The organism is Pseudoduganella plicata (genome assembly GCF_004421005.1).
GTDB lineage: Bacteria > Pseudomonadota > Gammaproteobacteria > Burkholderiales > Burkholderiaceae_D > Rugamonas > Rugamonas plicata.
On record NZ_CP038026.1, the window covers coordinates 1,494,608 to 1,508,396 of the forward strand.

General features: G+C 68.3%; 9 protein-coding genes. 3 read left to right on the forward strand and 6 right to left on the reverse strand.

What is annotated here, in order from left to right; all coding sequences use genetic code 11:
* Positions 1–87: 87 nt before the first annotated feature.
* The 5 genes from E1742_RS06435 to E1742_RS06455 all read right to left on the reverse strand — a co-directional run bounded on the left by E1742_RS06435 (position 88) and on the right by E1742_RS06455 (position 9,274).
* Complete coding sequence (locus tag E1742_RS06435) at positions 88–2,463, reverse strand: glycoside hydrolase family 95 protein (protein WP_134384072.1); 2,376 nt, start codon at positions 2,461–2,463, stop codon at positions 88–90.
* Positions 2,460–5,855 carry a GDSL-type esterase/lipase family protein gene (locus E1742_RS06440; protein WP_134384073.1) on the reverse strand — a complete coding sequence of 1,132 codons (3,396 nt, stop codon included), beginning with the start codon at positions 5,853–5,855 and terminating at the stop codon, positions 2,460–2,462. The genes E1742_RS06435 and E1742_RS06440 overlap by 4 nt, the downstream gene beginning before the upstream one ends.
* Before the next feature lie 109 nt (positions 5,856–5,964).
* Positions 5,965–6,969 carry a D-xylose ABC transporter substrate-binding protein gene (gene xylF, locus E1742_RS06445; RefSeq protein WP_134384074.1) on the reverse strand — a complete coding sequence of 335 codons (1,005 nt, stop codon included), beginning with the start codon at positions 6,967–6,969 and terminating at the stop codon, positions 5,965–5,967.
* A gap of 23 nt (positions 6,970–6,992) precedes the next feature.
* Positions 6,993–8,042: an aldose epimerase family protein gene (locus E1742_RS06450; protein WP_134384075.1), complete on the reverse strand. Its 1,050-nt coding sequence runs from the start codon at positions 8,040–8,042 to the stop codon at positions 6,993–6,995.
* Between the two features lie 11 nt (positions 8,043–8,053).
* Complete coding sequence (locus E1742_RS06455; RefSeq protein ID WP_134384076.1) at positions 8,054–9,274, reverse strand: XylR family transcriptional regulator; 1,221 nt, start codon at positions 9,272–9,274, stop codon at positions 8,054–8,056.
* 270 nt (positions 9,275–9,544) lie between these two features.
* Here E1742_RS06455 and E1742_RS06460 point away from each other — a divergent pair, with 270 nt between their 5' ends.
* From E1742_RS06460 to E1742_RS06470, 3 genes are read left to right on the forward strand one after another with little or no spacing between them, the layout of a single operon-like run.
* The gene (locus E1742_RS06460) at positions 9,545–11,233 is read left to right on the forward strand and encodes an AMP-binding protein (protein WP_134384077.1); all 1,689 of its coding nucleotides are present in this window, start codon (positions 9,545–9,547) and stop codon (positions 11,231–11,233) included.
* Between the two features lie 37 nt (positions 11,234–11,270).
* Positions 11,271–12,581, forward strand: a complete 1,311-nt coding sequence (locus E1742_RS06465) for a sensor histidine kinase (protein ID WP_134384078.1) — start codon at positions 11,271–11,273, stop codon at positions 12,579–12,581.
* Positions 12,578–13,207, forward strand: a complete 630-nt coding sequence (locus E1742_RS06470; RefSeq protein ID WP_134384079.1) for a response regulator — start codon at positions 12,578–12,580, stop codon at positions 13,205–13,207. The genes E1742_RS06465 and E1742_RS06470 overlap by 4 nt, the downstream gene beginning before the upstream one ends.
* Positions 13,208–13,211: 4 nt before the next feature.
* On the opposite strand, the gene E1742_RS06475 is transcribed toward E1742_RS06470, so the two are convergent.
* Positions 13,212–13,766: an outer membrane beta-barrel protein gene (locus E1742_RS06475; RefSeq protein ID WP_166793438.1), complete on the reverse strand. Its 555-nt coding sequence runs from the start codon at positions 13,764–13,766 to the stop codon at positions 13,212–13,214.
* Positions 13,767–13,789 lie beyond the last annotated feature (23 nt).

A 13,789-nucleotide genomic window follows, 5' to 3' on the forward strand; every position in this document is an offset into this window, starting at 1 on the left:
ACTACTGTTGTGCGCAATATTGTGTGTTCGCACGTGGGGTGGGGCAATTGCGAAATTCACCAAATCGGCAAACGATATTTCGCCGCTTCATTTCAACTCCGGCCCCAGGCGGCGTTGCTCGCCGGGCCGCAGGCGCAGCTCCACCGTTCTGCCGCCATGGCGCACCCGCACCGTCGCTGCATCCGTGCCGGCCACGCGCCGGATGGCGGCCGACGTCAGCCGGCCGGCCTGCCATGCCATGTCCACCTCGAAGCCGCCGCGTGCCCGCAGACCGCGCACGGCGCCGTCCGGCCACGCGGCGGGCAGCGCCGGCAGCAGATCGATGGCGCCGTCGTGTGACTGCAGCAGCATTTCGACAATGGCCGCGGTGGCGCCAAAATTGCCGTCGATCTGGAATGGCGGATGCGCGTCCAGCATGTTCGGATAGACGCCGCCGGCGTTGTTGTGCTCCGTGCCTTGCGACGCCTGCGTGGCCGCGCGCGCGCCTGGCTTGGCCAGCAGGCCGCGCAACATCGTGTAGGCGTGGTCGCCGTCGTGCAAACGGGCCCAGAAGGCAGTCTTCCACGCCATCGACCAGCCCGTACCCGCGTCGCCGCGCGCAGCCAGCGATTTGCGCGCCGCCGCGGCCAGCGCGGGCGTGCGCAGCGGCGTGATCTGCCGGCCCGGGAACACGCCGAACAGGTGGGACACGTGACGATGGGTGTCCTTCGGCGTATCCAGCACCGGGTCGCGCTTCTCCTCCAGCCACTCCAGCAATTGCCCCCAGCTGCCCACGCGCGGGCCCGCCAGCCGGTCGCGCGCCGCCGCGACCTGGCGTGCGAACGCGGCGTCCCCCAGGATGCGGGCCGCCTGCGCCGTGTTGTCGAACACGTCCCACACCAGCTGCTGGTCGTACCCGACGCCATCCTCGACGGGGCCATGTTCGGGCGACCAGCCGTTCGGCGCGACCAGCCGGCCGTCCGGCAGCCGTTTCAGGTAGTCCAGCCAGAACTGACTGACCTCCTTCATCAGCGGGTATGCCGTCGCTGCCAGGTACGCCCGGTCCTGCGTGAACGCGTAATGCTCCCAGAAGTGCAGCGCGTACCAGGCGTTGGCCGTCTTGTTCCAGCGAAAGCCCGTGTAGCCGAACGGGTTCGATTCCGTGCGCACCGTCCAGCCGCGCACCGGTTTGCCGTCCGCACGGCGGAACGTTTCGACCGGCTCCGCTTCCGCCTTCTGGCTGGCGTCGCCCGCGTTGGACGGCGGCGGCCCGTGCTGCGCGCTGTGCGCCACGAGGCGGCGGTAAGCCGGCACCATCGCCTGCACGAAGCCCAGCAGCGGCTCGGCCAGTTCCGACAGGTTGGCCGTCTCGGCCGGCCAGTAGTTCATCTGGATATTGATGTTGGTGTGATAGTCCGCGTTCCACGGCGGCGTCAGGCTGTTGTTCCACAGGCCCTGCAGATTGGCCGGCAACGGCCCGCGCGAGCTGGCGATCAGCAGGTAGCGGCCGAACTGGAAGAACTGTGCTTCCAGTTCCGGGTCCTGCCCCTCTCGCGTGTACGCTTCCAGACGGCGGTCCGTCGTCAGCGCCCGGCGCTCCGGCGCGGCCGTGCCCACGTCCAGGACCACGCGCCCGAACAGTGCGGCGTAGTCGCGTTCATGGTCGGCCTGCAGCGCGGACCATGAACGCGCCGCGGCCGCCGTCACCTGGGCCGTCACGCGCGCCAGCGGATGGGCGCCCTGGAACGCGGCTTTCGGATCGCGGACATAGCTGGTGCCGGCGCCCAGCACCAGGGTGACGCTGTCGCAGTCCTGGAACCGCACGGTGTCGCCTGCCATCGTCACGCTGCCGCCTTCGTGCAGCACCTGCACCTGACTGGCGTACGTCATGGTGTTGGCCGATGGCGGCAGGTTTGCCGGCGTCCACTGGTTGCCCCGCTCGGGGGTAAGGACAAAGCCGGCCAGCGAGCCGGTGGCGTAGATGCGGTTGCCGTTGGCGGCGATGTGCGCGCCATGCATGTCGGTCAGGCGCACGGTGCCGCTGTGCGCACCCGCCCTGTCGGCGCTCAGGCGCACGACGATGACGTCGGACGGATGGCTGGCCAGCACTTCGCGGGTGTAGCGCACGCCGGCATGGGTGTAGCTGACGGTGTGCAGCGCCCGCGCCAGATCCAGCGTGCGGCGGTAGTCCGTCGCCTTGTCATGGCCCGGCAGGTCGACGGTCAGGTCGCCGAACGGCTGGAAGGCGCCCATGGTTTTTTCGTCGCCCGTCCACAGCGTGATGTCGTTGAAGGACAGATGTTCGCGGCCCGGCTGGCCGAACACCATGGCGCCGATGCGGCCGTTCCCGACCGGCAGCGCCTCGCGCTCCCAGCCCTCGGCCGTTTCGGCGGCGGGCCGGTCGTAGCGCAACGTCAGGTCGGGCGCCGCCCACGCCTGTCCCGCCGCCAGCACGGCGGCAAACACCAGCCGGCGCGCCGTCACGGCGCGCCCACCGGTTCGCCGTAGACGATGCCGCGGCCAGCGGTACTCATGTAGACGCGGCCGAAGACATTCAGGTCGCCGACGACGAAGCCGCCGTCGCCCGGCCCGCCGTACTGGTGCGCGTCGTCGTTGATCCTGGCCCAGGTGGCGCCGGCATCGAGCGAGCGGTAGACGCCGCGCTGGCCTTTCACGGTGCCCCAGAGGTAGACGGCGGGGTCCGGCGCGCCCGGCGCGGCCTTGCCGAAGCCGACGGCGCCGCCATAGCTCACGCCCGGCAGCAGGCGGAACGTCGCGCCACCGTCGACCGAACGAGCCAGACCGCTGTCCTTCAGCGGCACCCAGACGTCGCCGGTGCGGCCCGGCATGGCGACGACGACGTTCGAGCCGCCGGCCGGCAAGCGCGCGGTGGCCGCGAAGGTCTTGCCTCCATCGGCGCTGGCGACGAATGCCCCGTCCTGGTAGGCATAGAAACGCAGCGGATCGGCCGGATCGGCGACGGGGCGCGCCTTGGCGCGCAGCCCCGCTACTTCCGTCCAGCGTTTGCCGGCATCGGTCGTGCGCCACGTAACGGCGGACCCCGCGGGGCTGTGCAGCAGCACCGCGCCATCGGCCGACAGCGCCAGCTGCCCGTTCTTGCCCTTGACGACGGGTGCGGCCTGCCAGCTCGCGCCGCCATCGGTACTCATATACACCTGGGCGCCCGCGCGTGCCAGCACGGCTGGCCGGCTGCCCGCAACCGCCAGGCCGAACGTGGTGCCCATGCGCGGCTGGTGCGTGGGGCTGTACTGCTTCGGGTCGCGGTGGACGAAGCCGTCCACGTCGCCGACCACCGAGATCATCGGGCCGCCAGGCACGCTCACCATATTCAGCGGCACCGTCTCCTCCATGCCCTGCACGGCAAAACGCCACGTCGTCGGCGTGGCGTTCAAGTCGGCGGTATGAAACACGCCATTGCCGGACGTGACCCATGCCGCTCGCCCGTCGAACGGATCGAAGGCGATCGAGCCGGTCCAGTGGATGCCGTGGCCGCGGATCCAGTCGATGCCGGCCGTGTCTTTCGCAAAGCCGCGTGCAATGACGTCAGTCCAGCTGGCGCCACCGTCCTGCGACAGGTAGATGCGGTCGCCTTTCGTGCGCTCGGCCGGATCGGCGGCGTTGGACTGGGGCACGAACGTGTTGATCGTCGATACCAGCACGCGGCGCGGATCGTTGCGGTCCACGGAAACACCGGAAAAAGCCGTGCGCAGGCCGCTTGGCGTAACGTCCGCCCACGCGCGCGCCGCGATGGCGTATTTCCACACGCCGCCCCGATTGACCGGCTCCTTGCCGGCCTGGTCGGGATGAGGACCGGCGCCGTTGGCGAACGTGACATACAGGTTGCCCTGCCCGTCCAGCGCCGCGCGGTGCGGCATTAGGTCGCGCGGCGCGCCGGCGACCGGCGCGAAGGAGGCGCCGCCATCGTCGCTGCGGTACAGGTTCGGCCCCACGCTGCCGTAGCGCGAGACGCCGACGTAAAGCCGGCGCTGCGCGTCCGGCACCACGAAGACGATGCCCGCGCCGTTCGGCGTCGTCGTCACGTCCAGGCCCGTCATGCGCTGCCACGTGGCGCCGGCGTCGCGGCTCTGAAACAGGCCGTTGGCGCGCGTACCGACGTACAGCACATTGGGGTCGGTCGGATCGACCGCGAGGCGCTCGCCGTTCTGGCGGCCCATGCCGTTGCCGTGCGTCCTGAACTGGGCCGTCACGTCGGTCACCGCAAAGGTCCTGCCATAGTCGTTCGAGCGCAGGATGGCCGTACGCCCGCCGTTCAGGTATTCGATGCCGGCCAGCAGATAGACCTTGCCGGCGTTGTTCGGATCCACGGCCAGCGAGTCCACACCCAGCAATCCCGTCCGTTCCTCGCCGACCCAGTCCTGCAGCGCGTGCCAGTGCGCCGTCTTGCCGTCCCACCGGTAGGCGCCGCCCACGTCCGTGCGGGCGTACGCGACGCCCCGTTCGGACGGACTGGGAATCACCGCCGTGACGAAGCCGCCGCCGCCGATGGCGACGCTGTTCCACTCGTACCCGGTCAGGAGCTTTTGCAGCACGGGCTCCATCGCTTCAGCCCACAGCGCGTAGCCGCGCGCGTTCGGGTGCAGCAGGTCCGGCATCACGTCCGTCGGCAGGCCGCCGTTCGCATCGAGGAAGGCGTTCGAGATGTCGTGATAGAACACCTTGTCGTTGTCGGCAAACGTCGCCAGGATGGCGTTGACGCCATCATTGATCCGGCGCTGCTTCGAATCCGGCATGGCGTCGCGCGGGAAGATGCCCAGCACGAGGATCTTCGCACGCGGCAGGCGCCCGCGCAGTTCGTCGACGATCAGTTTCATCGCCGCCGCCGTCGTGCGCGGGTCTTCCTGGCGGTGGCCCGTGTTGTTCGTTCCCGCCATCAGCACGACGACCTTCGGATCGAGGCCGTCCACTTCGCCATGCCGCAGGCGCCACAGGATGTTTTCCGTGCGGTCGCCGCTGTAGCCCAGGTTCAGCGCGTTGTAGCGCGCGTAGCGCCGGGCCCACTCGTCCTTGCCCTCCTTCTCCCACCCTTGCGTGATCGAGTCGCCGATGAACACGACTTCGGGGAGCGCGCCGGCCGCCTTGCGCTCGGCGATTTCCTTCAGTTTCTGCTCGTGGCGCGGCATCCACCAGTCCAGCGACCATGGCTCGTTCAGCGGTGCCGGGGTGACGGACACGCTGCGATAGTCCGGGCACTGCGCGTTGGGCTTGCCGTGCGCCTTGAAGCGCACGTTCGCCACCGCCACCTCGCCCGAGCCGTTGGCTTCGATGGAGAACGGCCTGGCGATGGCGGAAAAATCGTCGCCTTCGCGCAGGAAGCAGCGCATGGAAAATTCCAGGTGACGCCAGCCCTTGCCGGCGGCCGCGCGCGATTGCACCACGTACGGCACCTTGCGCTCGCAGTCCTTGCCGCAGCCCAGCTGGAAGTAGATGCCGCCCTTGCTCATCTCGCGCACGTCCAGGTCGAACGCCAGCACGCCGTCCGGCGCATACGGACCGAGGTCGCGCCTGCCGGCTTCCGCTCCCTCATCGCCTTCGATGCGAAGGCTGGCGTACCAGGTATCTTTGAACTTCAGGACGAGTGCGTCGCGCTTGCCCGCCTTGACGGCATCGGCGCGCACGACGGCTTCCGGCTGCTTTGCGTTGGTCGGCACGGTGGCGGAACGGCCCGCCAGCCTGGCCTGGCCTTCCGAGTGGGCGACGGTGACGTGCCAGCCCGGGGCGGGACGGGCATCGTAGACCTTGAGGTCAGGCGTGGCGGCCTGGGTGTACAGGGTCGTCGCGGCTGCGACGACGCCTGCCAGCGCGCGCAGGAGCGGCACGGCGATTGATTTCTGCATCGTTGTCTCGGTTGTGTCAGGGGACGGCGGTGGCGGACCCGCGGAGTGCGCCACCTCCCTTGCGAACAGGGGTTCAGTGCGTGTCCGAATGCCGGACCGGTCCCGCAGTCTATTTGCCTGCCAGCTGGGCGTTCGTGTAGAAGCCATCCTTGACCAGCACGTCGATATTGTCCCTGGTCAGCGGCGTGGGTTTCAGCAGCAGCGTACTGACCTTCTTGAAACCGTTGTCATATTGCGAGTTAAAAGAGGGCTTCTCGTTGCGCACCAGCTGCACCGACAGCTTCGCCGCTTCGCTGGCAATAGCCTTCAGCGGTTTGTACACAGTCATCGCCTGCGTGCCGGCGACCACGCGGCGCACGGCCGCCAGGTCGGCATCCTGGCCCGACACCGGCACCTTGCCGGCCAGCTTCTGCGCACCCAGCGCCTGGATGGCGCCGCCCGCGGTGGCATCGTTTGACGCGACCACCGCGTCGATCTTGTTGTTGTTCGCCGTCAGCGCGTTTTCCACGATCGCCAGCGCCTCGCTCGGGCTCCAGTCCTTGACCCATTGCTTGCCGACGATCTTGATGGCGCCCTTGTCCACCAGCGGCTGCAGCACGGCCATCTGTCCCTCGCGCAGGATCTTCGCGTTGTTGTCGGTTGGCGCGCCGCCCAGCAGGTAGTAATTACCCTTCGGAACCCGATCGACGAGCGCCTTGGCCTGCATCTCGCCCACGGCCTTGTTATCGAACGAGATGTAGGCATCGAGGTCGGCGTTCAGCGTCAGGCGGTCGTACGAGATCACCTTGATGCCGGCCTTCTTCGCTTCCTTGATCGCATTGCCCAGCACCGTGGCGTTGTACGGCACGACGACGATGGCGTCCACGCCGCGCGCGATCAGGTTCTCGATTTGCGAGATCTGTTTCTGCTCGTTGCCGTCCGCGGACTGCACGAACACCTTGGCGCCCAGCTGCGTGGCCGCGGCGACGAAGTAGTCGCGGTCGCGCGCCCAGCGCTCGAGCCGCAGGTCGTCGATCGAGAAGCCGATCTTCGGATTTTTCGCGTCGGCGCTGGCCTGGCCGGCGGTCAGCAACAGCAGCGATGCGGCGATGGCCGCGCTCAGAACCTTCTTCATGTTGGTCTCCTTGTGAGTTGTAATCAGCACTGCAATGACAGCCGGTACACCGTGGTTTGCCGGTACACCTGGCCGGGACGCAGGATCACGGCCGCCGCGTGCTGGCCATTGAGCTGGTCGGGAAAGGCGCCCGCCTCCAGACAGAATCCGTCGTGCCGGGAATACGGCTGGCGGCTGCGGCCCTGCACGCCCTCCAGGCAGTTCCCGCTGTAGAACTGCAGCCCCGCTTCCGTGGTCGCCACCTGCAACTGGCGGCCCGACCCCGGGTCGTACACCCGCGCGACGGTACGCAGGGCGCTGGCGTTGCCCATCGCGTCGTCGGACAGGCAGTAGCAGTGATCGAAGCCGCCGGCCAGACGGATCTGCGCGTCGGGCCAGCGCAGGCGCGGACCGATGGCGGCCGGCTGGCGGAAGTCGAACGGCGTGCCGCCCACGCCGGCGCGCCCGACGGGAATGCCGGCCGGGTCGATCTGCAGGTAGTAATCGGCATCGATCTGCAGCATATGGTCGCCCACGTCGCCCGCGCCGCCGTTCAGGTTGAAGTACGGGTGCGACGTCAGGTTGATCGGGGTAGGCGCGTCCGACGTGGCCTGGTATTCGATCGACAGGCAGCCGTCGTCGTCGAGCTGGTAGAACACCTGTACTTCGACGTTGCCGGGGAAGCCGCCCTCGCCGTCCGGCGACACATGGCGCAAGGTCAGGCCGCCGTGTGCCATCACGCCGCGCCAGTGGGCGCAGTGGAAGCCATCGGCACCGCCGTGCAGGTGGTTGCCGCGGTCGTTGACGTCCGCCTGCACCGGGCGCCCGTCGAGCATGAAGCGGCCGGCGGCGATGCGGTTGGCCCAGCGCCCGATGATGGCGCCGAAATATGAGGGATTGCCGCGGTACTGCGCATCGCTCGGGTAGCCGAGCAGGACGTCGGCCATGCGGCCGTAACGGTCCGGGGCCCACCACGACACGAGCGCGGCACCCCGTTCGCTGACGGTGACCCGCATGCCATAGGCGTTGCGCAGCGTGAACAGCTGGGCATCAACGCATGCCACGGGAAGAGTCGGTGCTGATTTGAAGTTCATGACCTGGGCTTTCAGGCGTGTAGATCGGGGATGCCCAGCGTGGGCATCCCCAGAGCGGGCGCACTGCTGCGCGCGCGTTCCTGGTAGGCGCGCGGCGTACAGCCAAGTTCGCGCTTGAAGACGGAATGCATGTACTGGCTGGACGTGAAGCCGCACTTGATGGCGACGTCCGTCAGGTTGCAGTCGCCCCGGTCCAGATAGGCGATGGCCGCGTCCAGACGCAGGCGCAGGATCTCGTCATGCACGCTGCAGCCCAGCTCCTGGCGGAAGTAGCACTCCAGCGTGGAACGCGAGATGCCGACGTAATCGGCCACCTGGTCCGTCTTGATGCCCTGGCACGCGTACTGGCGGATGAAATGGCGCGCCCGCATGACATGCGGATGCTTGGCGCGTTCGTGCTTGCTCGACGCCAGCACGTTGATGCCGGCCGGCGGCACGAGAATGCGCGTGTCGGCCAGCCGCACGCCGTGCAGCATCTGGTCCAGCAAGTGGGCCGCCGTGCGGCCCATCTCCTCGGCGCCCTGGATCACGGAACTCATCGGGATGCGCGTCAGCATGCGTGCCAGCGGATCGTTGTCGATGCCGATCAGCGCCACCTGTTCCGGCACCTCGATGCCGGCCAGCGCGCAGGCCTGCAGCAGCTGGCGCGCGCGCGCATCCGTCACGGCGATGATGCCGACCGGCTTCGGCAGGCTGTGCAGCCAGGCGATCTGCTGCTCCACCGCCTCGTTCCACAGCGGCGCGCTGGTGCACTGGCCGCGGTAGATTTCCGGCTCCAGCTTGTCGCGGCGCATCAGGCTGCAGAACGCCTTCTCGCGCTCCTGCGCCCAGCGATTTTCCTGCGCTTCGGGAAGGCTGAACAGGGCCAGGTTACGCAGCCCCGCCTCGATCAGATGTTCATAAGCCAGTTTGATCAGCTTGAAGTTATCCGTCGCCACGTAAGGCACCGCGGCCGGATAGTCGGCCGGGCTTTCGTACGAGCCGCCGACGGCGACCACAGGCACGCGGCACGATGCCAGCGCGCCGGCGACCGCCGGATTGTCGAAGTCGGCGATGATGCCGTCGCCCTGCCACTGGTCGATGCCGGACAGGCGGGCGCGGAAATCCTCTTCGAGGAACAGGTCCCAGGCCGTACGCGTGCTGGCGAGGTAGCCGGCGATTCCCGTGATGACCTCACGATCGAATATTTTATTGGCGTTGAAAAGCAGCGCAATGCGGTGCGTTCTCAGCATAGTTGTCTCCCCTCACTCCGAGTTGCACCATTGTAAAGTTATGTAAGTTTATATTTCGGTGTCGAGCGAGCTGTGTTGCATTTTGCTTACACCAATGCAGCGATTCAATTGCGAAATCCAACGATGGCGATTGCGATTCTTGCCACCAGGTTACTGTCCAGAATGCGTAAATTCCATTCTGCAAGTCAGTCGGGGTGGCCGCTTGGCCGCGGCCCGCAGCGATGCTACCCTTGAGCCGCAGAACATTCATATAAATAAGCAGGAGACACCATGCAGTCCCAACTCAGTTACGTTCACGGCGCGCACGACGTGCCATTGATCGGCCAGACCATCGGCAAGCACCTGGCGGCCATTGCCGCAGCCCACGGCGACAACGAAGCCCTCGTCGTGCCCCACCAGGGTGTGCGCCTGACCTATCGTGAATTCGACGCCCGCGTCACCGCGCTGGCCGCGGGCCTGCTGGGCCTCGGCCTGCAGCCGGGCGAGCGCATCGGCATCTGGTCGCAGAACTGCGCGGAATGGGTGCTGACGCAGTTCGCCACGGCGCGCGCCGGCCTGGTCCTCGTCAACATCAACCCGGCCTATCGCCGCTCCGAGCTGGAATACGTGCTTGAAAAAGTCGGGTGCAGCGCACTGATCCTGGCACCCAGCTTCAAGTCGAGCGACTACCTGGCCATCGTGCGCGACGTGGTCCCGGAACTGGCCACAAGCCGCGACGACCTCGTACGCTCGGCGCGCCTGCCGGCGCTGCGGCACGTGATCCGGCTGGGCGGCGGGCGCACGGCCGGCATGCGCAACTTCGACAGCCTGCTTGCGCCGCCCGACACGGCGCAGCTGGAGCGCCTGCGCGCACTGGAAGACGAGCTGCAGTTCGACGACGCCGTCAATATCCAGTTCACGTCCGGCACGACCGGGGCGCCGAAAGGCGCCACGCTGACGCACCACAATATCCTCAACAACGGGTTTTTCGTCGGCGAGGCGATGCGCCTCACCAGCGCCGACCGGCTGTGCATTCCCGTGCCGCTGTATCACTGCTTCGGCATGGTGCTGGGGAACCTGGCGTGCGTGACGCACGGCGCGACGATGGTCTTCCCGGGCGAAGGGTTCGACCCGAAAGCCGTGCTGGAGACGGTGCAGGCCGAGCGCTGCACGGGCCTGCACGGCGTGCCGACGATGTTCATTGCGCTGCTCGACCATCCCGACTTCGCCGGATACGACCTGTCCACGCTGCGCACGGGGATCATGGCGGGCTCGCCCTGCCCGGCCGAAGTGATGAGCCGCGTGATCGAACGCATGCACATGGGCGAGATCACGATCGCGTATGGCATGACGGAGACGTCGCCGGTCAGCTTCCAGAGTTCCGTGGACGACCCGGTGCCGCTGCGCGTGACCACGATCGGGCGCGTCCATCCGCATCTGGAAGTGAAGATCGTCGATGCGTCCGGCCGCATCGTCCCGCGCGGCCAGACGGGCGAGCTGCTGACGCGCGGCTACTCCGTCATGCTGGGCTATTGGGGCGACGAGGAAAAGACCCGCGAAGCCATCGATGCCGCCGGCTGGATGCACACGGGCGACCTGGCCGTCATCGACAACGACGGCTTCGCCACCATCGTCGGCCGCTCGAAAGACATGGTGATCCGCGGCGGCGAAAACATCTACCCGCGCGAGGTGGAGGAATACCTGTACCGCCACCCGAAGGTGCTGGACGTGCAGTGCGTGGGCGTGCCGGACGAGCGCTATGGCGAGGAGCTGTGCGCCTGCATCGTCGTGCGCCCCGGCGAGACGGTCGACGAAGCGGACATCCGCGCGTTCTGCAGCGGCCAGATCGCCCACTACAAGATCCCGCGCTACATCCGCTTTGTCGAGGCGTTCCCGATGACCGTCACCGGCAAGATCCAGAAGTATCTGCTGCGCCAGCAGATCGCGGCGGAGCTGGGGCTGGGCCGGCGCCAGGGCTGACGGCGTCGGGTAAGCTGCCGGCTGCACCAGGCGGCCCGTGACTTCCGGCACACGCGCCCGGCGCGCCATCCGTCATACAATGCGCGTCCCGCCACTGTCCCTGTACGCCATGACGCCAGCCCTGCCCGCCCGCCGGCCGCTCCAGATCACGCCGTGCTCCATCGCTGTCGGCACATGCGCGCTGTTCGCGTTCCTGCACGTCGCCGCGATCCTGGCGGCCGGACCAGGCGAAACGCCGCTGCATAATCCGGTTGGCCTGGCCGTGCTGGCGGTCTTCATGCCATTGACGACCGGCGCGACGGAGGCGGCGCGCATGCTGCCGCTATTCCAGGCCTATGCCGCTGCGAAGCTGCTGGTCGTGCTGGCGATGACGGCTGCCGTGGCGGGCACATGCCGGCCGCCGGCCCGGCACCGGCCGCCGCTGCTGGCCGCGCAACTGCTGTGCGTGACGATCCTGGACGCGCTGCCGTTCCACCTGCTGCTGGCCGTGCAGCTGGCGATGCTGCTGCCCTGGCGGCGTGGCCTGGCATGGCTGGCGGCGCAGTATCTGCTGGGTATCGCGATGGACGTGTATCTCGTGCTGGATCTGGCGCAGCGCATGGCGCAGCCGCCGCAGTGGCCGCTGCTGGCCTATCTGTCGGCAGAACGGCTCGTGCTGGCGGCGGGATTCCTGTTCGGGCACCTGGTGCAGCGCGAGCACCGCATGCGCCATGCCCTCGCCAGCGCGCATGGACAGCTGCTGGCCACGCAGTCGCTGCTGACGGAAACGGTGCGCGGAGCCGAACGCCTGCGCATCGCGCGCGACCTGCACGACGTGCTGGGCCATCACCTGACGGCGCTGAACCTGCACCTGGACCTGGCCGCACGCCAGGCCGGTGCTGCGGCGCCGGCGGCGCTGCAGACGGCGCGCGACGTCAGCGTCGATCTGCTGGCACAGGTGCGCGGCGTCGTCACGCACCACCGCCATGACCAGACGATCGACGTGGCCGAAGCGCTGCGCGTGCTGTGCGCAGGCGTGCCGTCGCCTCACCCGGAGCTGCACATCGACGCGGACGCCGCCCGCCTGCCGGCGCCGGTCGCCCACGCCCTGTTTTGCAGCATCCAGGAAGCCATCACCAACGCGTTGCGCCACGCGCGGGCCAGCCGCCTGACGGTGCACCTGTCCGTCCGCGGCGGCATGACGGTGGCCCGCGTCGCCGACGACGGCGTCGGCATGGGCGATGCGGCCGAAGGCAACGGCCTGCGCGGCATGCGCGAACGGCTCACGGACTTGCAAGGAGACGTACGCCTCGAACGCGGCATACGCGGCACAGTGGTGGAGCTGTCGGTGCCCGGGAGCCCGGCATGATCCGGGTCGCGCTGGTGGACGACCAGACGCTGGTGCGCAGCGGCATCCGCGGCCTGCTGGACCTGACGGAAGATATCCGCGTCGTGGCCGAAGGCGCGGACGGTCACGAGGCCGGGCGCCTGCTGGCGACGCACGCCGTGGACGTGCTGCTGCTGGATGCGCGCATGCCGGGATGCGGCGGCATCGAGCTGTTGCGTAACCCGCCGGCGCTGCTGCCGCCGACGATCGTCCTGACCACGTTCGACGACGACGACGCGCTGTTCGACGCCATGCACGCCGGCGCACGGGGCTTCCTGCTGAAGGACATTTCGCTGGAGCGGCTGGCCGACGGCATCCGCTCCGTCGCGGCAGGCGGCACGCTGTTCCGCCCTGCGCTGACGGAACGCACCCGCGCCTCGTTCCGCCGCAACGTCGCCTGCGACAATGCGGGCTATGCCACGCTGACGCCGCGCGAGACGGAGATCCTCGCCCTGATGGCCGGCGGCCTGTCGAACGGCGAGATCGCCGCGCACCTGGGATCGAGCGAAGGCACCGTCAAGAACCACGTGTCGAGCATCCTCGCGAAGCTGGGCGTACGCGACCGCGTACGCGCCGTGCTGCGCGGGATCGAGCTCGAACTGATCTAGTTGATCAAAAGTCGAAGCGCAGGCCGAGCTGCACCGTCGTGTGCGTGACCTGCGCGTTGCGCGTCTTCACCCTGCCGTAGCCGACGACTTCGGCGGTGGCAGCTACGTTGGGCGTGAAGCGGTAGTCCATGCCCAGTGCGGCCATCGGCCGCACCTTGTGCGCCTTCTCGACGCTGCCGCCCGGCTGTTCGATGCGCAACGTGTTGCGCGCCACGCCCGCCTTGACGTACCAGCCCAGCGTATCGGTAATGGCCCAGCGCTGGCGCGCGGCCACATAGGCGGCGCTCGACTCGGCAAACGTGGTGCCGGCGGCGGTGGCGTATTCGCTGTCCGTCAGGCGCGCATAGCCCGCCTCCACTGCCCACCTGTCATCGATGCGGTAACCGCCGTAGCCGACGATCGGCCACTCGCGCTCCGCCGGCGACAGGTCGAGGCCCGTCGCCGGGTCGCGCCAGTGCTGCGTGCCGCGGCTGCCGATGGCGATGCCGCCGTAAGCCTGGGCAAAGGCTGAAGACACGTGCAGTGCCGCTGCGAGAATGACGAGATGGGAGTATTTCATGGATGTCCTTTCATGGCGCCCGC